Genomic DNA, 19,512 nt, shown 5'->3' on the forward strand with positions numbered 1-19,512 from the left:
TGTTAGTGGGCGACGGCCGCAGCGCCGTGTTCGTCGATCAACGCACCGTTGTGGAAACGGTCGATGGAGAAAGGGGCCGCCAACGGGTGCATTTCACCCTTGGCCAGGCTTGCCGCAAACACGTTGCCTGAGCCCGGCGTGGCCTTGAAGCCACCGGTGCCCCAGCCGCAGTTAAAGAACATGTTCGGTACTGGGGTCTTGGAGATGATCGGGCACGCATCCGGCGTGGTGTCGACGATGCCGCCCCACTGACGGTTCATGCGCACGCGCGACAGCACCGGGAACATCTCGACGATGGCCTGGATGGTGTGCTCGATCACCGGGTACGAACCACGCTGGCCGTAGCCGTTGTAGCCGTCGATACCGGCGCCGATCACCAGGTCGCCCTTGTCGGACTGGCTGATGTAACCGTGCACGGCGTTGGACATGATCACGCTATCGATAATCGGCTTGATCGGCTCCGACACCAACGCTTGCAGCGGGTGGGATTCAATCGGCAGACGAAAACCGGCCAGCGAGGCCATGTGCCCGGAGTTACCGGCGGTGACTACACCGACGCGCTTGGCGCCGATAAAGCCCTTGTTGGTTTCCACACCGATGCACACGCCGTTTTCCTTGCGAAAACCGATCACTTCGGTCTGCTGGATCAGGTCCACGCCCAATGCGTCAGCGGCGCGAGCAAAGCCCCACGCCACGGCATCGTGACGGGCCACGCCGCCGCGACGTTGCACGGTGGCGCCGAGTACTGGATAGCGGGTGTTCTTGGAGCAATCGAGGTACGGGATCTCGTCGGCCACTTGCTTGGCGTTGAGCAGCTCGCCGTCCACGCCGTTGAGGCGGTTGGCGCTGACGCGGCGCTCGGAATCACGGATGTCTTGCAGGGTGTGGCACAGGTTGTACACACCGCGCTGGGAGAACATCACGTTGTAGTTCAGGTCTTGAGACAGGCCTTCCCACAGTTTCATCGCGTGTTCATACAGGTGCGCCGACTCGTCCCACAGGTAGTTGGAACGCACGATGGTGGTGTTGCGCGCGGTGTTCCCGCCGCCCAACCAGCCTTTCTCGACCACGGCCACGTTGGTGATGCCGTGCTCTTTGGCCAGGTAGTAGGCGGTCGCCAGACCATGCCCGCCGCCGCCGACGATGACCACGTCGTAGACCTTTTTAGGGGTCGGCGTGCGCCACATCTTCTGCCAGTTTTCGTGATGGCTGAGGGAGTGCTTGAAGAGGCCGAAGCCTGAGTAGCGTTGCATAGTCATTACTCCAAAACCGCGCTCAGCGATAAACCGGGAAATCAGCGCACAGGGCAGACACGTGCTTGGCCACGTTGGCCTCGACATCGGCGTCGCCGAGGTTGTCGAGGATGTCGCAGATCCAGCCAGCCAACTCGACGCACTGCGCCACTTTGAAACCACGGGTGGTCACCGCCGGGGTGCCGATACGCAGGCCCGAGGTCACGAATGGCGACTGCGGGTCATTGGGTACGGCGTTCTTGTTGACGGTAATGTGGGCGCGGCCCAGGGCGGCATCCGCCTCTTTGCCGGTGAGGCCCTGACGGATCAGGCTGACCAGGAACAGGTGGTTATCGGTGCCGCCGGACACTACATCGTAGCCACGTTTGATAAACACGCTGGCCATGGCCTGGGCGTTGTCGATCACTTGTTGCTGGTAAACCTTGAAGCCAGGCTCTTGTGCTTCCTTAAAGCAAACAGCCTTGCCAGCGATGACGTGCATCAGCGGGCCACCCTGGGCGCCCGGGAATACGGCAGCGTTGAGTTTCTTTTCAATTTCTTCGTTGGACTTGGCCAGGATCAAACCGCCACGTGGACCGCGCAGAGTCTTGTGGGTGGTGGTGGTGACCACGTCGGCGTACGGCAGCGGGTTCGGGTACAGGCCAGCAGCAACCAGACCAGCGACGTGGGCCATGTCAACGAACAGCAGCGCGCCCACCTTGTCGGCGATCGCACGGAAACGTGGGAAATCCAGGGTCTTGGAGTAGGCAGAGAAACCGGCCACAACCATTTTCGGCTTGTGCTCCACCGCCAGACGCTCGACTTCGTCGTAGTCGATCAGGCCGGTGTCGGTGTTGATGCCGTATTGCACCGCGTTGTACAGCTTGCCCGAGGACGACACTTTGGCGCCGTGGGTCAAGTGACCGCCGTGGGCCAGGCTCATGCCCAGGATGGTGTCGCCCGCATTGATCAGCGCCAGGTACACGGCGCTGTTGGCCGACGAACCGGAGTGCGGCTGCACGTTGGCGTAATCGGCGCCGAACAGCTGCTTGGCGCGTTCGATGGCCAGGGCTTCGACTTTATCCACATGCTCGCAGCCACCGTAGTAGCGCTTGCCTGGGTAACCTTCGGCGTATTTGTTGGTGAGGCCGCTGCCTTGAGCTTCCATCACGCGCTTGCTGGTGTAGTTCTCTGACGCGATCAGCTCGATATGATCTTCCTGGCGCTGCTCCTCGGCATTCATGGCCGCCAGCAGTGCGTCGTCATATCCCTGAATCTGGTCTTGTTTGCTGAACATCGCGTCTCTCCCAGCCTTTCGTATTGTTGAGGCCCGTGTGGGGCCCTTTGATGCGATGGTAGGGCTGGCGCCTGTAGATCAAATGCCTACGGGCGCCACGCAAAGGTGCGTTTACGACATTGCTGAAACAACACCGGATAAATGTGGAAGGACTTCTGTGGGAGCTGGCTTGCCTGCGATGGCATCCCCTGGGTGAAACTGACACACCGAGGTGCCAGCATCGCAGGCAAGCCAGCTCCCACAAGGGTTAGGCGATGGTCTGGCGGACGAGTAGCAGCAGCAGGAAGTGCAGCGGATAAAGGGTATAAGCCCAGCGCCGCATGGCCGGTGGCGAGGCATTTTTGGCATGTCGCAATAAGACCAGCCCCGCCAATGGCGCGATCAGGCATGCGGCCAATCCCGACAGCGCCACCAGCGACCCACTGTTGAGCAGCACTTGCCATTGGTTGGCCGCCACACACACCAACCCCGGCAGCACGCTGAAATACCAGGGCCGCCGAAACACCAAAAGCATCGCCAACGGCAGCAACACACCAAAAACTCCGAACATCAGTTGATTGGAAAACACTGCGCCGATCGTGACGGCAACCATCGCCAATCCCCGATCAAAAAGCGCCTTCTGCTGCCATCCCCGCGCAACCAGCAGCCCCAGCGCCAATGTCGGCAACACATTCAACGTATCGGCATCTTCGATAAACAGGCGATACGGCACTTCGCTGATCACACTGAACAGCAGCAGCCAGCCCAGGTAGCGCCAACTGACCTGCGCGCTTTTCATCCGATGCAGATTGGCCGCAATCGCCAGGCAAAACCACGGGAACGCCAGGCGCCCCGGCACATAGAGGCCATCCAGACTCAAACCGACATAGCGCAGGTGATCAAGCACCATGCACAGCAGCGCCAGCCACTTGAGCAGGTCCAGGGCGCCATCTCGGACGCGTCCGACAGGCAAGGTGTGAGTCCCGTGCATAATTCCTCAACGACTTTGCATTTACAGTACGTGCGCAGCGCCAACAATCTTGGTTACAGTGCGCACCAACATCGACCACAGGAACGGGCCATGACCGACAAGAGCCAACAATTCGCCAGTGACAACTATTCCGGCATCTGCCCGGAAGCCTGGGCCGCCATGGAGCAAGCCAACCAAGGCCATCAACGGGCCTACGGCGATGATGAATGGACCCACCGCGCCGCCGACGGTTTCCGCAATCTGTTCGAAACCGACTGCGAAGTGTTCTTCGCCTTCAACGGCACCGCCGCCAACTCCCTGGCGCTGTCCTCGTTGTGCCAGAGCTACCATAGCGTGATTTGCTCGGAAACCGCCCACGTCGAAACCGACGAATGCGGCGCGCCGGAGTTTTTCTCCAACGGCTCCAAGCTGCTCGTCGCCCGCACTGAAAATGGCAAGCTGACCCCGGAGTCGATCCGCGAGATCGCCCTCAAGCGCCAGGACATCCATTACCCCAAGCCCCGCGTCGTCACCCTGACCCAGGCCACTGAAGTCGGCAGCGTGTACACCCCGGAAGAAATCCGCGCCATCAGCGCCACCTGCAAAGAGCTGGGCCTGAACCTGCACATGGACGGCGCGCGCTTCTCCAACGCCTGCGCGTTCCTCGGCTGCTCGCCGGCCGACCTGACCTGGAAAGCCGGTGTGGACGTGCTGTGCTTTGGCGGCACCAAAAACGGCATGGCGGTGGGTGAAGCGATCCTGTTCTTCAACCACAAACTGGCCGAAGACTTCGACTACCGCTGCAAGCAGGCCGGTCAGTTGGCGTCGAAAATGCGCTTTTTGTCGGCCCCGTGGGTGGGCCTGCTGGAAAACGATGCGTGGCTCAAACACGCGCGCCATGCCAACCACTGCGCACAGCTGCTGAGCAGCCTGGTGGCGGATATTCCGGGCGTTGAGTTGATGTTCCCGGTGCAGGCCAACGGCGTGTTCCTGCAACTGTCAGAACCGGCGATTGCGGCGCTGACGGCCAAGGGCTGGCGGTTCTACACCTTTATCGGTAAAGGCGGCGCGCGGTTTATGTGTGCGTGGGATACCGAGGAAGAGCGTGTGCGCGAACTGGCGGCGGACATCCGCGAAGTCATGGGCGCCTGACAATTACTCACTGATGTACACAGAAAACATGTGGGAGGGGGCTTGCCCCCGATTGCAAAGTGTCAGTCGATATCTATGTGACTGACCCACCGCTATCGGGGGCAAGCCCCCTCCCACATTTGAATTGTGCATGTCTGGAAAATCAGAACTCTATGCGCACATCACCCTTCGGCACACTGCAGCACGACAGGATGTAACCCTCGGCTTCATCTTCCTCGGTGATCCCGCCGTTGTGCTCCATCTCGACCTCCCCGCCCAGCTTCATCACCTTGCAGGTGCCACAGATCCCCATGCCGCAGGCTTTGGGGATCATCAAGCCCAGCTTGGCGGCCGCCGCGTGCACGGTTTCGCCCGGCGCCACACGAATGCTTTTGCCGGAAGCAATGAACTCCACCTGGTGCAGGTCCGCCAGGTCGACTTCCGGCGCATCCGCTGCTTGTTCGGCTTGCTCTACCGCATCGGCACGGGCTTCCGGTGGCGTGGCGCCGAAGGACTCTTCGTGATAACGCGTCATGTCGAACCCTGCCACTTCCAGCAGGCGCTTCACCGCGTTCATGTACGGCGTCGGGCCGCAGCAGAACACTTCGCGCTCCAGGAAGTCGGGCACCATCAGTTCGAGCATCTTGTGGTTCAGGTAGCCGCGATAACCGGCCCAAGGCTCGCCCAAGCCGTGTTTCTCGCAGATCAGGTGCAGGCTGAAGTTGTCGATCCGCGACGCCATGTGCTCCAGCTCGCGGTGATAGATGATGTCTTTGGGCGAGCGGGCGCTGTGGATAAACGTCATGTCGACGTTGGCGTTGGTGTCATAGAACCAGCGCGCCATGGACATGACCGGCGTGATGCCGACGCCGCCGCTGAGATAGAGCACTTTCGGGCTTGGGAAGTCGATGGCGTTAAACAGCCCCACCGGCCCGTGCACTGCCAACTCTTGCCCTTCATGAAGGGTATCGTGCAGCCAGTTGGACACCTTGCCGCCCGGCACGCGCTTGATCGTCACCGAAAAACTGTAAGGCACCGACGGCGAGCTGGAAATGGTGTACGAACGCATGATCGGCTGGCCTTCGATCTCCAGCTCCAGGGTGACGAACTGCCCCGGTTTGAAAAAGAACAAAATCGGCTGGTCGGCCATAAAGCAGAAGGTGCGCACATCCCAGGTTTCCTGGATGACTTTGACGCAACGGACGATGTGCCGACCATTGGCCCAGGTCTGGGTGGTTACCGGGTTCAGGAAGCTGTTGGACATGCTGATTCTCCACTGCCGATGTTCGGCTTTATGGTGGCGATTCTGCGTAACGCCGCAATCGCCCATTTACCTATCTGCGACATTCACATACTTATCGCGACCAGCCCCCAACGACCTAGGGTTGCGCGTCGGGAACAGATTGGGCCATGTCGCCCATGGATAAGGTTCGACGCATCGGCGGCCCCACACTCGCAGCCAACAACGACGCTTTCTTTACGCCTTGCTGCAAACCTGATTAGCCACTTATCTGGGCCACACAGAATGGCCACGAGGACACACACGATGGACGTCACCGCAACCTTAAGCTTGGGCGATCCGCTGGAACCCGCACGCAAGGCCACCGCGCAAATGCTGCAAGAGCGTGAGCGCACGTTCTCGCTGCCGCAGCCGTTTTACTCTGATGAGCGGCTGTTTGATATCGACATGCAGGAGATCTTCCAGAAAGAGTGGTTGATCGCCGGCATGACCTGCGAGATCCCCACCAAGGGCAACTACATCACCCTGCAAATCGGCAAGAACCCGATCATCGTGATCCGTGGCGCCGAAGGCGTGGTGCATGCGTTCCACAACGTGTGCCGCCACCGTGGCTCGCGCTTGTGCACCAGCGACAAGGGCAAAGTCGCCAAGCTCGTGTGCCACTACCACCAGTGGACTTACGAGCTGGACGGCCGCCTGCTGTTCGCCGGCACCGAGATGGGCGCCGACTTCGACATGAAGCAATACGGCTTGAAGCCTGTGAACGTGAAGACTGCCGGCGGCTACATTTTCATCAGCCTGGCCGAAACTCCGCCGGCCATCGATGACTTCCTGTCGACGCTGAACCACTACATGGAACCCTACGACATGGAGAACACCAAGGTGGCGATTACCACCACCCTGGTCGAAAAAGCCAACTGGAAACTGGTGCTGGAAAACAACCGCGAGTGCTACCACTGCAACGCGTCGCACCCGGAGCTGTTGAAAACCTTGCTGGAATGGGACGACGTCACCGACCCCCGCGCCGACCAGGCCTTCAAGGACCACGTGGCCGCTTCGGCCGCTGCCTGGGATGCCGAAAAGATCCCTTACGCCCACGCCAGCTTCGGCCTGCGTAACCGCATCGTGCGCATGCCATTGCTCAAGGGCACCGTATCGATGACCCTGGACGGCAAACAGGGTTGCCAAAAATTGATGGGCCGCATCAAGAACCCCGACCTGGGCTCGATGCGCATCCTGCACCTGCCCCACTCGTGGAACCACTGCATGGGCGACCACATCATCGTGTTCACCGTGTGGCCGATCAGCGCCCAGGAAACCATCGTCACGACCAAGTGGATCGTGCACAAGGACGCTGTTGAAGGCGTGGACTACGACGTGGAGCGCATGCGCCAGGTGTGGGACGCCACCAACGACCAGGACCGTCGCCTGGCCGAAGAGAACCAACGCGGCATCAACTCCACCGCCTACCAGCCAGGGCCGTATTCAAAGACCTATGAGTTTGGCGTGGTGAACTTCGTGGACTGGTACAGCGAACGCCTGCTCAGCAACCTGGGCGCGGCGCCGGCGCCGTACCTTAAAGGCGTCGCCGCCCACGAATAACTGACACTCACAGATCAAACTGTGAATACAGGCTTATGTGGGAGGGGGCTTGCCCCCGGTAGCGGTGTGCCAGTCTGAGTATTTCTCACTGGTCCACTGCCATCGGGGGCAAGCCCCCTCCCACATTGGGCTCTGCACAATGTTCAAAATTTGAGCAACTCCCACGAAAGCCACTAATCCTCTGCCTTACAGCCTTTGCCCAACAACTTATCCACAGAGCCACCCACAGCAATTGTGGGCAAGTGCATGGCTGTATCGAAATTAAATCAAGAAAATCCGTGACTTATTCAACTTCACGGTTTTAACCCACACCTGATCAATTATTAACCAAACCTCCAAGAACCCTGTATTCCGTGGCCTGTAGCGGTACGCAAACACCTTATCCACAGAAGCGCCAACAGACTTTGGGTGTAACTTTGCCAGCGTTGTGGAAAACCCCGCCAAACCTTCATAAACCGGGGGCCTGAGCGTTTTCATTCTCATCCAGCAGCACTTTGATCAATTTTTAACCAGAACCATGAAAGCCTTTAAACATATGGCCTGTAGCCGATAGCAAACATCTTATCCACAGAAGCGCCAACAGACTTTGGGGGCAAGTTAAAAGTGGATCACGCGCTTATCCACACAAAAATGCTCGTAAAAACCGTCACTTAGCCTGGTCATTTTTCGTACAAGGGCCTGTAACCCTTTATTCATATGGCCTGTGGGCAACCACGAACACCTTATCCACAGCTGCGCTCACAGCAATTGTGGGTAAACCATCAACTGTACAAAAAACATCCTGCATCTACACTCTCCCTTGCAGTTCATTTCACATGCCTGGGTTAATGCGGAAGTCCTTGGCGGGATTACAGGAGAGACGACGGTGATGCGGCAGGGTCAAACCAGCCATCACTACGCCACAGGTTTTACGCTGATTGAATTACTACTGACGCTGGCCCTGTTGGCCACGCTCGCGACAGTGGCTTATCCGCTGACGGCATTGATGGGTAAACGCGATCGGGAATTGGACTTGCAACGTTCATTGCGGGAGGTTCGCCGCGCCATCGATTTGTATAAAGAAGCCAGCGACGACGGGCGCATTGAAAAGAGCGTCACCGACTCGGGTTATCCACCCACCCTGCAAGTGCTGGTTGCAGGGGTCACCGATAAAACCAACCTGCAAGGCAACAAACTCTATTTCCTGCGACGCATTCCCCGCGACCCGGTGTGTGAATGCCCCGAACGTGCGCCCGAACAAACCTGGCAACTGCGCAGCTACAAGAGCACCGCCGACAACCCACAAGAGGGAGAAGATGTATTCGACGTTTCATCCCGCAGCACCCGGGAGAGTTTGAATGGAACGTCATACAGCCAGTGGTAATCGGGGTTTTACCCTGATCGAGTTGCTGGTGGTCATGGCCATCATCGCCACCCTCATGACCCTGGTGACGCCCCAGTATTTCCGCCAGCACGCCAAGGCCCAAGAAACCGTGCTGCGCCATAACCTGTCGTCAATCCGCCAGGCGCTGGACCAATACCGTGAAGACCACGGCGCGAATCCCGAATCACTGCAAGCCCTGGTAGACCGCCGCTACCTGCGCGAAATCCCCGTAGACCCCGTGACCGGCAAGCGCGACACCTGGCAACTGCAACCCTCCGACGAGCAAGGCCTGGGCGACGTACGCAGCGGCGCGCCCGGCACCGCCAAAGACGGGAGTGCCTATGCCGACTGGTAAGCAGCGCCAGCATGGCTCGGTGTTCATGGGCATGTTGGTGACGGTGGCCGTAGTGGCCGTGATGCTGATGGAAGTGGGCACGCTGTGGTCCAGCGTGTTGCAGCGCGAGCGCGAGTTGGAATTGCTGGCACGCGGCAATGAAATCCGCCGGGCGATTGGGTTGTATTACCGGGAGGGCAATATGTTTCCCAAGTCCCTCGAAGACCTGGTGCTCGACCGACGCCAGCCTACGATCAAGCGCTACCTGCGCAAGGTCTACACCGACCCCATGACCGGCACCACCGACTGGGGTGTGGTTGAAGGGCCCGGTGAAACCATCATGGGTGTGTTCAGCAATGCCAAGGGCACGCCGTTTAAACAAGGCAATTTCATAGCCGCCAATCAACGTTTTACAGGGCAAGGTAGTTATCAAGGGTGGGTGTTTCTGTATGGCTCTGTACAGAGTAATCCTGCAACCCGCGTCGCTCCCATGGGAGATCAGCCAAACCAATGATGTATTGCACTTAACACACTGATCGTTCCAGCAGTTCGGAACTTGTTTATCTGAATTGAAGGTGGACTAGAGCATGAATAATTTATTGCGAACCCTACGTTTTTATCTTAAGTGGGCACTGGCGGGAATTGCCTTGATTCCGGCACTGGCATTGGCCCATGTAGCCACCGACATACCGGTGGCGCGGCAGTTACATTGTTATGTCCAGCCGGATTTCTGGAGTAACCCGAAAGACCCCGGTTGCAAACTACTCAACGAAGTCAGTGGCACCTACCCTGGGCAACAATGGAACGAAGTGGCCAAGTTGATCGAAGACTATAACAACCAGGCTACCGTCGAACGCTTAATTCCTGACGGCAAGCTTTGCTCCGCTGCCGACCCGCAGAAAGCGGGTCTCGACCGACCTTCTGCCAATTGGTACAAAACCCCCATGACGCCAAAAAACGGCTTCGTGGAAGTGCGAATTGCAGGCACTGCCCCTCACGTCAGCAGCATCGTAGAAATTTACTTGAGCAAACCCGGTTATAACCCCGCGACAACGCCGTTGAAATGGAGTGACCTTGAATTGGTTCACAAGGAAACCGTCACCGTCGCACGGACCGATTGGACTCCCCCCTCTCTAATAGGCGGTCTGCCAGGTAACTTCGTATTCAAAGTAGCCGTCCCCGCCGGACGCTCGGGCGATGCCGTGCTGTTCTCTCGATTCCAGCGAATAGATCCTGCTGGTGAGGGCTTCTACAACTGCAGCGATATCACGCTTCACAACGATGGCCCCACCCCTACACCCGAATGGCACGCCAAAGGGCTTTTCCAACCGCCTGGGTTTAATCCAAAAGTGGGCGACAAAATTCACTTTCGGGTACTGGGGTCAAGCAAGTCGCATGACGAAGTCGTAGATATTATGTATCCCGTTACCGATGCCAACCCAATCGTCTGGGGCCCGGGGTTGGTGCAAGCGTTGTCATCCTCAAAAGCGATTGTTCAGATAGGCGAATTGAAGGGCACAAGCATCGTCTACAACACTGCAGAGCCTGCAAACAACCAGATCTACCTCGCGGACGAGAACGCCTCTAAAGCGATGTCGATCATTGCTGGAGAAGACCCAGGGCCTGTCAACCCTGCGCCGCCGATTGCACGGATTACCGGGCCAACCACATTGACGTCCGGGCAAGCCTATACATTCAACGGCACTGGATCGACAGGCAGCAACGGACCATTGCTCTACCAATGGGCCGTTCTTGGGCAAGAGGGTGCAACTAATGGCAGCACTGTCAGCGGCAAAGCTTACAAGGTCACTGTACCGACCAAGTTCGAGGCACGCCTACTTGTGAAAGACCAACAAAATAGCAAGAGCCACGATACGTTCCTCGAGTACACCATCGTGCCAAGTGGTGGTGGCGAAGAATACCCGGCTTATGTAGAAGGCACCGCCTATAAAGCCGGCGATAAAGTGACCAACATCGGTGAAAACTATGAGTGCAAACCCTGGCCGTACACCAGCTGGTGCGCAGGCGCTAGAGAAGTTTATGGCCCAGGCGAAGGCAGGGCGTGGCAAGAAGCCTGGAACAAAATTCCGTGATTCGCCGTCGTACTATCGCCTATTCAGTATTGAATAAGCGTTAGCGCCAAACGTTATAGGGCGCCTCAAGGCGCCTTATATCGAGCACCGCTACAGTTCAATATGTACTTGTTGTAACGCAGTTCTACCGGCGGTGCCCGCTCAACAGCGGGCCGGGAGAGTTATTTACAACCGCCTTACCTTGGCACTCCCAACAGGGTATCCCCATGCGCGCATCCGAACTTATCCACAGCTCAAATCGTGGCTTCACTTTACTGGAGCTACTGGTCGTCCTGCTGATCATCGCCCTGCTCGCCGGCTACGTCGGCCCGAAGATGTTCGACCGACTCGAACTCGCCAAAATCCAAACCGCCCAAGGCCAGATGAAATCGCTGGCTGATGCCTTGAACCAGTACCGCTTGGACAACGGCAACTATCCCGATGAAACCCTGGGCCTGAACGCGCTCACCACCCGGCCCGCCAACACAAACAACTGGCAAGGCCCGTACCTGAAGACCCTGCCGCCAGACCCGTGGGGCAACCCTTATCTGTTCAAGAACCCCGGCGCCCCGCCCAACGACGCAGAGATTATCTCCCTGGGCCGCGATGGCAAGGCCGGAGGTGAGAACACGTACGCCGACATCGTCTACGGCCTGTGACATGCGCACCCCGTGGATTGCCCTGACCCTGCTGTGCCTGGCGGGCATCGCCCAGGCCAACTGCTGGCAACTGGCGGCCAGTCGTTACCACGTCGACCCGTTGTTGCTGTACGCCATCGCCCAGGTCGAGTCCGGCCTCAACCCTCGCGCACGCAACATTAACGGGGACGGTAGCCAGGACATCGGCCTGATGCAGATCAACAGCCGCCACTTACCCGCCCTCGCCCAGTTCGGCATCACCGAACAGCACCTGATCAACCAACCGTGCACCAGCGTAATGGTCGGCGCGTGGATTCTGGCCGGGTTCATTCAAGAAAAAGGTTACGGCTGGCAGGCTGTCGGTGCCTATAACGCAGGCGCCAAACCGGGTCGCGAAGCGCGCCGTACACGCTACGCCATGGCGGTGTGGCGCTACTACGGCACGCTTGTGCAACAACGCCAGCAGTTAGCGAGGCAGGCGCCATGATCGACATCGACGCGCGCATCATCCGCGACGGCCATTTGCAAACCCTGCGTGTGCAAGCCCACGACGTCGCCCAGGCCCGCCAGCAACTGCAAGCCGATGGTGCCCAGGTCATCTCGCTCAAGGCGCAGCGCCAGCTCACGTTGCCCAGTCGTCGCGCCAAATTCGCACTCGGGTTGTTTATCCAGGAACTGGTGGTGCTGCTCGACGCCGGGCTGGTACTGGTTGAAGCGGTGGAAACCCTGCGGGACAAGGCCCCACCGGGGGTCAACCGACACGTCATGAGCGACTTGCTGGCCTCTATGTACGAAGGCAACTCACTGTCCAAGGCAATGCAGCTCAAGCCACAGACGTTTCCCGAGTTATTGATCGCTACCGTGGCTTCTTCCGAGCACAGCGGCCAACTGGCCGTGGCGCTGCGCCGCTATCACCATTTCGAAGCGCACCTGGAGACGGTGAAAAAACGCGTCAGCGGCGCCCTGATGTACCCCTTGGTGGTGCTCAGCGTGGGCGCGTTGATCTTGCTGTTTTTGCTGTTTTTCGTGATCCCGCGCTTTGCCTCGGTGTTCGACGCGGTGGCCGACCTGCCCGCCACTGCGCGCTTTATGGTGTGGTGGGGAGCACTGGTCGACACGCGGGGCACAGAGCTGCTGATTGGCCTGGTGCTGGCGGTTGTCGCCCTGGTACTGCTGTTTCGCAGCGCCGCCTTCAAGCGCCGCGCCGCCCACCTGTTCTGGAAAATTCCCAGCCTGGGCGCCCAGCGCACGTTGTTTATCCTGGCGCGGTTTTATCGCACCGCCGGCATGTTGCTGATGGGCGGCATGCCGGTGGTCACGGCGGTGCAATTGTCTGGCGCGCTGCTGCCCGTTGAGCGTCAGGCCGACCTGCGCCACGCCATAACCGAGATCCAGGCCGGCCAGCCGCTCTCCACTTCACTGGCCCGCCATCAACTGACCACCGCCGTTGCCGAGCGCCTGCTGCGCGTAGGTGAACAAAGCGGCGAACTGGCGGCGATGTGCGAGCGCATTGCGCAATTTCATGATGAGGCGCTGGAACGCGCCATCGAGCTGTTCAGCAAAGTCTTCGAGCCGTTGCTGATGCTGGTGGTGGGCGGGCTGATCGGCCTGATCGTGTTCATGTTGTACATGCCGATTTTCGAACTGGCGGGTTCCATTCAGGGGTGACGCAATGAGCGACGAGACGCGCAAATGGCAAGCGCTGGCAACGCAACGGGGCATCACCCTGGCCGCCTACCTGACCGAGGTACTGACAACAGCTCCCGACCAATTGCATACCATCGCCCGGCCTCTGGGGCTGCTCGACATCCCGCCGCCAACCCTCAGCGAAGGTTGGCGTTTTGACCTGCTCCCTCTGCCCCAGGCGTTGACCCACAACGTGCTGCCAATGGACTACCTGGGCCAGCCTTGCCTGGTACTCGGCGACCCTTTCACCTTGGGCAGCCGACAGTGGCTGCAAGCCTCCAAGACGTTAGGGCATTTGCCGTTGGCCATGAGCCTGCCGGGCGCGGTCAAGGCTCAACTGGCCTTGGCCGAAGCCAGCCAACGTGTGATGCAGCCGTTTGGCGACGACGATCTCGGCACCCACGTCAGCGCGGCCGCTCAAGAGATTTCCCTGAGCAGCATCGCCCGCGACGACAACCCGGTGGTGCGCCTGGTCAACTCGATGCTGTTCGATGCGCTGCAAAGCCGCGCCAGTGATATTCATGTGGAAACCACGCCTGCGGGGCTGGTCATCAAGTACCGCATCGACGGCGTATTACAGCAGATGGGCCAAGCCAACGGCCTGGAGATGGCCGAGCAAGCCCTGTCGCGCATCAAGGTCTTGTCAGAGCTGGATATCGGCGAACGACGGGTGCCTCAGGACGGGCGCTTCAAGATGAGAATCCAGGGCCGCGAAGTGGATTTTCGGGTGTCGATCATGCCCAGCATCCACGGTGAGGACGCGGTGCTGCGTATTCTCGACAAATCGCAACGGGGCGAATCCCTGAGCCTGGAAAACCTCGGCCTGGCCGCCGACACCATCGCCCGCATTCGCGTTTTGGCCAGCGAGCCCTACGGCATGTTGCTGGTCACCGGGCCCACCGGCAGCGGCAAGTCCACCACCTTGTACGCAGCCTTGTCAGAGACCAATACCGGCGAAAAAAAGATCATCACCATCGAAGACCCGGTGGAATACGAACTGCCCGGCGTGCTGCAGATCCCGGTGAATGACAAGAAGGGCCTGACCTTTGCCCGTGGCCTGCGCTCGATCCTGCGCCATGACCCGGACACGATCCTGGTGGGGGAAATCCGCGACGGTGAAACCGCTGGTATTGCCGTGCAAGCTGCACTCACCGGGCATTTGGTGCTGTCCTCGGTGCATGCCAACAGCGCGTTCAGCGTGCTGGAGCGCTTTACCTACATGGACGTGGACCCCGCCAGCTTTGTCGAAGCCCTCAATGGCGTAGTCGCGCAACGCCTGGTGCGGCGCATCTGCCCGGACTGTGGCATAGACGCCAAACCCGACCCGGACATAGCCCGGCTCGCCCAACTGCCCGCCGTTCAACTCAAACAAGGCACCTACCGCGTCGGCCAAGGCTGCGAGGCCTGCCGCCATACCGGCTATCGCGGTCGGTTGGCCCTGGCCGAAGTGCTGACGGTCACCGACAGCATCAAGGAGGGCCTGCTGAGCCGCAGTTCGGCGTCCACCTTGCGCGAACTGGCGCGTGAAGCCGGCCATGTGTTTATCCGCGATATCGCCTTGGCGCACGCGGCCCAAGGCGACACCACGCTCAAGGAGATCCACCGTGTCATTTCCCTTTATTGAGCATGTGGTGTGGCTGCACAGCACCGGTGCCGCCTGGGCTGCGCGCCAGCGTTGGCGTGGCGCGCAGATCTGGCATGGGCAACAGGCCGACGAGCCACTGGGGGCCTGCGCCGAGCTGCTGGAGCAGGCACCTCGCGGCCGCGTGCGCTTTCTTGACCGGGCCACGGTGTTGCTGGGGTTTCCCCATGTGCACTACCTGATGTTGCCGTGGCAGGCGGGCCTGAACAGCCCGGCTGACTGGCAAGGCTTCGCCCAAGCCACGTTCAGGCAACAGGCCGGTATCGACCCTGAGCAGTGGCACCTGCAGATCGCCAACAGTACATTCGGCAGCGAACGCCTGGCGGTGGCGGTGTCGCGCGAACTGCTGCAAGACCTGCGAGAGCTGTTCAAGCTGCACCGTCTGCCGCTGGTGACCTGCACGCCGCTGCTGACGGCGGTGGCGCAGCAGTACTGGCGCCAATTGCCCGATGACTGCGTGCTGGCGGTGCCTGAAGCGCAAGGCCTCAGTTGCCTCTACCGGCAACACGGGGCGCCCCATCAGGTGTGCGTGTTGCCCACCCTGCCCGGCAGTGACTTGAGCGACAACCTGTTCACCGCCGACCTGTTGGCACAACACCATGCGCCCACCACGCTGATCGTTGCCAATCGACCGACCGAGCATTGGCTGGGGCCATTGCACCCGTGGCTGGAGGAGGCGCCGGTATGAAGTTCGCATGGCCACGCTTGCACGCTTCGCGCCCGCCCGGCGTGAATTTTCAGCAGCCCGGCAACGCTCATCGCCCACTGGTGGCGGTGCTGTGGGCGGTGGCCGTGGGCGTGACCTTTATCACCTGGCAGCACTGGCAACACATGGAGCACGCGCAGCAGCAGACCGATGTTCTGGAACAGCAATTTATCCAACTGACGCGCCGTCAGGAGCAGTTGATCCAAGCGGCCATCCGACTCTCGCCCCATCAAAAACAACAGATGGCGGCCTTCGCCCAGCAAACGGCCACACCCTTTTCATTGATAGACGCCGTGGCCCGGTCGTGGTCCGGCGAAGTCGCCCTGACGCGCGTCGAGGTCAACACCCTGGCCGGTCAGTTGCAACTGGAGCTGGAAGCGAAAAAATTGGGCGACGCGTTTCGCTTTGTCGAGCGGCTCAACGCCCAACCCGGGGTGCACGTGAACCTGCAACAAAGCGCCCGCAAGGCCAACGACCCGCAGCACCCTGTGCAAGTCAAACTCACCGTTGGCGCGGGGTAGCCTGAAATGCGTACGCTCACTCGCCACTGGCCCCGCCTGCGCTGGCAACTGATGCAATGGCACCAAGGCCTGGGCTTTTGGGGCCTGCTGGCGTTGGGTGTGATGGCGGCAGCGTTGCTGGTCGACGTGGCGGTGATCCACCCCGCCAACGTCGCCGACACTCAACGCCGCCTTGAGCTGCAAGCCGGCATCGCCGAACAACCGCAGGACGTGCAAGTGACCGAGCCGGCAATGGTGGAAAAGCTGCCCACCGCGCAGGACTTCCCCCCGCGCCTGGAAAAGCTGCTGGCCGTTTTGACCCAACGCGGCTTCGTCATCGAGCAGACGACCCTGGCTTACTCCGCACCGGGCGATACCGGCGTACAGAGACTGGATGTAGAAATCCCCCTCACTGGCCCTTACGTACTGCTGCGCGACGCCCTGACAGATGTAGCACTGGAACCGGCCGTGCGCATCGAAAGCCTGACCCTGGAACGCAAAGAGATCACCAGTGGCATGCTGACAATCAACCTCAAGCTGAGTGTGCTGGGGGTGGTGGAATGAAACTTCCCCTGTATCTGCGCGCACTGCTGTTGTTGACCCTGGTCGCTTGCGCCTGGCTGTTATGGCAAGACACGCCCGACAGCCCCGTTACCGCACCTGTCGCTGGGGTTGCCAAGCCCGTCGAACCCGCGCCGCTACCAACGCCTGAGCCCACAGCGGCCGCAGTGATCGACCTGTTCCCCTCGCAAACCTGGGCACCGCCCCCCCTGCCGACAGCGGTGGATAACTCCCCGCCCAAGCCACCGCCGTTGCCCTTCACTGTCAGCGCGCAATGGCGCTACGAGAACCAAGCGAAGATCGTCGTGCTGCGCGGCAACGGCACCCAGTACACCCTATGCAACCGTTGCTCGGTGCCGGGTCGCATCGTGCCCGGCAAGATGCTCGACGCCCACTACCGGCTGGACAAACTGACCGACACCGCCGTGGTGCTGACCTACATGCCGTTGAAGCATGCCAGCACCTTGCGCCTGGACACTCACTGACTCGCAAAGGCTAGGATCATGACGCTACGTACGCTGTTGCCCCTGAGCCTGGTGCTGATACTGGCAAGCGGCTGCGAGACACAAAGGGCGCTCAAAGAAAGCGAAGCCTTGCGCCAGCAGGGCGATATCGTTCGTTCGGTAGAAGTGCTGCAAGCCGAAGCCAAGGAAGATCCCGACGATATTCAATTGCGCATCGCACAGTTCGGCAAACTCGAACTGCTGGTAGCCCAATACAGCCGTGAGGCCAGCACCGCCCTGATGCGTGGCGATGACACTGGCGCCATACGCGCCCTGGAAACCATCCTCAAATACGACCCCAGCAACCTCGGCGCCCGCCAGGAAATCCAAAGCATCCAGGCCATGAAACACCTGCGCCCGCAATTGGCGCGGGCCTATGAAATGAAACGCGCCAACCCGGTGGAGGCTCTTAACCTGGTACGCCAGATCATCGCGCAAAAACCCAACTACCGAGAGGCGCTGGATTTTCGCAATGCCCTGACCCGCGAACTGGTGAGTGCCGACTACCTGAGCGCCAACCTGTCCGACGCTATGCGCAAGCCCCTGAGCCTGGAGTTCAGTTCCCAAAGCCTGAGCACGATCTTCGAGACCATCGCCCGCCTGTCGGGGGTCAACTTTGTCATCGACAAGGACGTCAACCCCAGCGCTGCCGCCAGCATGACGGCCACGCGTACCACCGCCGAAGATGCGTTGAACCTGCTGCTGACCACCCAGGGCCTGGAGAAGAAAATCCTCAACCAAAACACCATTCTGGTTTACCCCCGGCGCCCCGACAAAGAACGCGAATACCGCGAGTTGGCGGTGCGCACGTTTTACCTCAGCCACGGTGACGCCAAGATCGTCGCCGCCGAGATCAAGCAGGTACTTAAACCCAAGGAAGTACTGGTGGATGAGCGCCTGAATGCGGTGATCGTGCGCGATGGGTTGGACACTTTGAGCGCCGTGGAAAAGATGGTGGAGGCCATTGATATCGCGCAGTCCGAAGTGACCGTGGACATCCAGGTGCTGGAGGTCAGCCTAACGGACGAACTGAACCTGGGCATCAAGTACCCGGAGAGCATCGGCCTGTCGGTGGGCAACCTGGCCAATGTGCCGGCCGGGCTGGCCGGCACCCCCATCAGTGCGCTACGCGGCATCAATGGCGACAACATCCTGCTGGACTCGGGCAGCACCTCGGCGCGCATCAATATGCTGCAGCGCAGCGGCAATACCGTGACCCTCGCCAACCCTCGCGTGCGGGTGCGCAACCGGGAAGAAGCCCAGGTCAAAATCGGTGACAAGATCCCGGTGGTGACCACCACCACGGCCAACCAGATCACCACGTCATCCGTGGCCTACCAGGACGTCGGCCTGCAAATCACGGTCAAGCCCATTATCAGCCTGAGCGATGAGGTAAACCTGGAAGTGGATGTGGAAATGAGCCATATCACCAAACGCATCCCCGGTTCCGAGAACGTACCGGCGACCTTCGAACTGGGCTCGCGCGCCACCAAGACGCTGCTGACCGCCCGCAACAATGAAACCCAGATTGTCTCGGGGCTCATCCGCACTGCCGATACCGACGAAGGGACAGGCCTGCCGTGGCTGAGCCAAATTCCGTGGATCGGCAAAAAACTGTTCGGCACTAACCAGAACACCCAGCAGAAGACCGAGATCATCCTGCTGCTCACGCCCAGGATCGAACGCAATCTGGACCTGCCGATCTCGCAGATCAGCACCTTCCACAGCGGCACCGAGGCGCGCAGTTCGACGGAGGGGATGATTTTGCGTGATACGACCGAGAAGATGATCCTCAAGCCCACCGGCGGCGACCCGACACCTGCGCTGCCACCGCCGATGCAACAGCCGGATGCCAACTGGGCACCGCTGCCGGCGCCGTTGCCGGAGTTGGTACCCAAACCAGCACCTGCTCCGGCACCAACACCTCAGACACAATGAAGATCCAATGTGGGAGGGGGCTTGCCCCCGATGGCAGACTGTCAGTTGATACATCTGTAGCTGACACACCGTCATCGGGAGCAAGCCCCCTCCCACAGTTAGTTTTGTGGTGAGTTTG

General features: G+C 60.0%; 19 protein-coding genes. 15 read left to right on the forward strand and 4 right to left on the reverse strand.

Going from position 1 to position 19,512, the window contains the following annotated elements:
* Positions 1-2: 2 nt before the first annotated feature.
* From ICY20_RS06175 to ICY20_RS06185, 3 genes are all read right to left on the reverse strand, one after another.
* On the reverse strand, positions 3-1,253 hold the full coding sequence (locus tag ICY20_RS06175) for a sarcosine oxidase subunit beta (protein WP_010207084.1): 1,251 nt from the start codon (positions 1,251-1,253) through the stop codon (positions 3-5).
* Positions 1,254-1,275: 22 nt separating this feature from the next.
* Positions 1,276-2,529 carry a serine hydroxymethyltransferase gene (locus ICY20_RS06180; RefSeq protein ID WP_159962992.1) on the reverse strand — a complete coding sequence of 418 codons (1,254 nt, stop codon included), beginning with the start codon at positions 2,527-2,529 and terminating at the stop codon, positions 1,276-1,278.
* A 247-nt stretch (positions 2,530-2,776) separates the two neighbouring features.
* A complete protein-coding gene (locus tag ICY20_RS06185) occupies positions 2,777-3,499 on the reverse strand; it encodes a TraX family protein (RefSeq protein ID WP_159962991.1) in 723 nt (240 codons plus the stop codon).
* 90 nt (positions 3,500-3,589) lie between these two features.
* Here ICY20_RS06185 and ICY20_RS06190 point away from each other — a divergent pair, with 90 nt between their 5' ends.
* Complete coding sequence (locus tag ICY20_RS06190) at positions 3,590-4,630, forward strand: threonine aldolase family protein (protein ID WP_032883981.1); 1,041 nt, start codon at positions 3,590-3,592, stop codon at positions 4,628-4,630.
* 142 nt (positions 4,631-4,772) lie between these two features.
* On the opposite strand, the gene gbcB is transcribed toward ICY20_RS06190, so the two are convergent.
* Entirely contained in the window at positions 4,773-5,873 is a 1,101-nt protein-coding gene (gene gbcB / locus ICY20_RS06195) for a glycine-betaine demethylase subunit GbcB (RefSeq protein ID WP_159962990.1), read from the reverse strand.
* 282 nt (positions 5,874-6,155) lie between these two features.
* Here gbcB and gbcA point away from each other — a divergent pair, with 282 nt between their 5' ends.
* The 14 genes from gbcA to ICY20_RS06265 all read left to right on the forward strand — a co-directional run bounded on the left by gbcA (position 6,156) and on the right by ICY20_RS06265 (position 19,394).
* Positions 6,156-7,451, forward strand: coding sequence for a glycine-betaine demethylase subunit GbcA (gene gbcA, locus ICY20_RS06200; protein WP_159962989.1), 1,296 nt, complete (start codon positions 6,156-6,158; stop codon positions 7,449-7,451).
* An 868-nt stretch (positions 7,452-8,319) separates the two neighbouring features.
* Positions 8,320-8,814, forward strand: coding sequence for a prepilin-type N-terminal cleavage/methylation domain-containing protein (locus ICY20_RS06205; RefSeq protein WP_159962988.1), 495 nt, complete (start codon positions 8,320-8,322; stop codon positions 8,812-8,814).
* Positions 8,789-9,169 (forward strand): type II secretion system protein, encoded by a 381-nt coding sequence (locus tag ICY20_RS06210; RefSeq protein ID WP_159962987.1) that lies wholly within the window; start codon positions 8,789-8,791, stop codon positions 9,167-9,169. Before ICY20_RS06205 ends, ICY20_RS06210 begins: the two co-directional genes overlap by 26 nt.
* Positions 9,156-9,662 (forward strand): type II secretion system protein, encoded by a 507-nt coding sequence (locus ICY20_RS06215; RefSeq protein ID WP_194937149.1) that lies wholly within the window; start codon positions 9,156-9,158, stop codon positions 9,660-9,662. Before ICY20_RS06210 ends, ICY20_RS06215 begins: the two co-directional genes overlap by 14 nt.
* 73 nt (positions 9,663-9,735) lie before the next feature.
* Complete coding sequence (locus ICY20_RS06220) at positions 9,736-11,241, forward strand: lytic polysaccharide monooxygenase (protein WP_159962986.1); 1,506 nt, start codon at positions 9,736-9,738, stop codon at positions 11,239-11,241.
* Positions 11,242-11,447: 206 nt separating this feature from the next.
* Positions 11,448-11,879 (forward strand): type II secretion system major pseudopilin GspG, encoded by a 432-nt coding sequence (gene gspG, locus ICY20_RS06225; protein WP_194937150.1) that lies wholly within the window; start codon positions 11,448-11,450, stop codon positions 11,877-11,879.
* Position 11,880: 1 nt separating this feature from the next.
* The gene (locus ICY20_RS06230; protein ID WP_194937151.1) at positions 11,881-12,345 is read left to right on the forward strand and encodes a transglycosylase SLT domain-containing protein; all 465 of its coding nucleotides are present in this window, start codon (positions 11,881-11,883) and stop codon (positions 12,343-12,345) included.
* The gene (locus ICY20_RS06235; protein WP_194937152.1) at positions 12,342-13,526 is read left to right on the forward strand and encodes a type II secretion system F family protein; all 1,185 of its coding nucleotides are present in this window, start codon (positions 12,342-12,344) and stop codon (positions 13,524-13,526) included. Before ICY20_RS06230 ends, ICY20_RS06235 begins: the two co-directional genes overlap by 4 nt.
* A gap of 4 nt (positions 13,527-13,530) precedes the next feature.
* Complete coding sequence (locus tag ICY20_RS06240; RefSeq protein ID WP_194937153.1) at positions 13,531-15,168, forward strand: GspE/PulE family protein; 1,638 nt, start codon at positions 13,531-13,533, stop codon at positions 15,166-15,168.
* Complete coding sequence (locus tag ICY20_RS06245) at positions 15,149-15,874, forward strand: hypothetical protein (protein ID WP_200846630.1); 726 nt, start codon at positions 15,149-15,151, stop codon at positions 15,872-15,874. The genes ICY20_RS06240 and ICY20_RS06245 overlap by 20 nt, the downstream gene beginning before the upstream one ends.
* Positions 15,871-16,413 carry a hypothetical protein gene (locus tag ICY20_RS06250; protein WP_194937154.1) on the forward strand — a complete coding sequence of 181 codons (543 nt, stop codon included), beginning with the start codon at positions 15,871-15,873 and terminating at the stop codon, positions 16,411-16,413. Before ICY20_RS06245 ends, ICY20_RS06250 begins: the two co-directional genes overlap by 4 nt.
* Positions 16,414-16,419: 6 nt before the next feature.
* Positions 16,420-16,956, forward strand: coding sequence for a hypothetical protein (locus ICY20_RS06255; RefSeq protein ID WP_194937155.1), 537 nt, complete (start codon positions 16,420-16,422; stop codon positions 16,954-16,956).
* Entirely contained in the window at positions 16,953-17,438 is a 486-nt protein-coding gene (locus tag ICY20_RS06260) for a hypothetical protein (RefSeq protein WP_159962979.1), read from the forward strand. The genes ICY20_RS06255 and ICY20_RS06260 overlap by 4 nt, the downstream gene beginning before the upstream one ends.
* An 18-nt stretch (positions 17,439-17,456) precedes the next feature.
* On the forward strand, positions 17,457-19,394 hold the full coding sequence (locus tag ICY20_RS06265; protein ID WP_194937156.1) for a secretin N-terminal domain-containing protein: 1,938 nt from the start codon (positions 17,457-17,459) through the stop codon (positions 19,392-19,394).
* The last annotated feature ends 118 nt before the right edge of the window (positions 19,395-19,512 follow it).

The organism is Pseudomonas pisciculturae (assembly GCF_015461805.1).
Taxonomy (GTDB): domain Bacteria; phylum Pseudomonadota; class Gammaproteobacteria; order Pseudomonadales; family Pseudomonadaceae; genus Aquipseudomonas; species Aquipseudomonas pisciculturae.

What these genes read in the sequence shown, in the direction of transcription:
- ICY20_RS06175 (WP_010207084.1), bottom strand. Translation starts at nt 1,253, where the DNA reads ATGCAACGCTACTCAGGCTTCGGCCTCTTCAAGCACTCCCTCAGCCAT.
- ICY20_RS06180 (WP_159962992.1), bottom strand. Translation starts at nt 2,529, where the DNA reads ATGTTCAGCAAACAAGACCAGATTCAGGGATATGACGACGCACTGCTG.
- ICY20_RS06185 (WP_159962991.1), bottom strand. Translation starts at nt 3,499, where the DNA reads ATGCACGGGACTCACACCTTGCCTGTCGGACGCGTCCGAGATGGCGCC.
- ICY20_RS06190 (WP_032883981.1), top strand. Translation starts at nt 3,590, where the DNA reads ATGACCGACAAGAGCCAACAATTCGCCAGTGACAACTATTCCGGCATC.
- gbcB (WP_159962990.1), bottom strand. Translation starts at nt 5,873, where the DNA reads ATGTCCAACAGCTTCCTGAACCCGGTAACCACCCAGACCTGGGCCAAT.
- gbcA (WP_159962989.1), top strand. Translation starts at nt 6,156, where the DNA reads ATGGACGTCACCGCAACCTTAAGCTTGGGCGATCCGCTGGAACCCGCA.
- ICY20_RS06205 (WP_159962988.1), top strand. Translation starts at nt 8,320, where the DNA reads ATGCGGCAGGGTCAAACCAGCCATCACTACGCCACAGGTTTTACGCTG.
- ICY20_RS06210 (WP_159962987.1), top strand. Translation starts at nt 8,789, where the DNA reads ATGGAACGTCATACAGCCAGTGGTAATCGGGGTTTTACCCTGATCGAG.
- ICY20_RS06215 (WP_194937149.1), top strand. Translation starts at nt 9,156, where the DNA reads ATGCCGACTGGTAAGCAGCGCCAGCATGGCTCGGTGTTCATGGGCATG.
- ICY20_RS06220 (WP_159962986.1), top strand. Translation starts at nt 9,736, where the DNA reads ATGAATAATTTATTGCGAACCCTACGTTTTTATCTTAAGTGGGCACTG.
- gspG (WP_194937150.1), top strand. Translation starts at nt 11,448, where the DNA reads ATGCGCGCATCCGAACTTATCCACAGCTCAAATCGTGGCTTCACTTTA.
- ICY20_RS06230 (WP_194937151.1), top strand. Translation starts at nt 11,881, where the DNA reads ATGCGCACCCCGTGGATTGCCCTGACCCTGCTGTGCCTGGCGGGCATC.
- ICY20_RS06235 (WP_194937152.1), top strand. Translation starts at nt 12,342, where the DNA reads ATGATCGACATCGACGCGCGCATCATCCGCGACGGCCATTTGCAAACC.
- ICY20_RS06240 (WP_194937153.1), top strand. Translation starts at nt 13,531, where the DNA reads ATGAGCGACGAGACGCGCAAATGGCAAGCGCTGGCAACGCAACGGGGC.
- ICY20_RS06250 (WP_194937154.1), top strand. Translation starts at nt 15,871, where the DNA reads ATGAAGTTCGCATGGCCACGCTTGCACGCTTCGCGCCCGCCCGGCGTG.
- ICY20_RS06255 (WP_194937155.1), top strand. Translation starts at nt 16,420, where the DNA reads ATGCGTACGCTCACTCGCCACTGGCCCCGCCTGCGCTGGCAACTGATG.
- ICY20_RS06260 (WP_159962979.1), top strand. Translation starts at nt 16,953, where the DNA reads ATGAAACTTCCCCTGTATCTGCGCGCACTGCTGTTGTTGACCCTGGTC.
- ICY20_RS06265 (WP_194937156.1), top strand. Translation starts at nt 17,457, where the DNA reads ATGACGCTACGTACGCTGTTGCCCCTGAGCCTGGTGCTGATACTGGCA.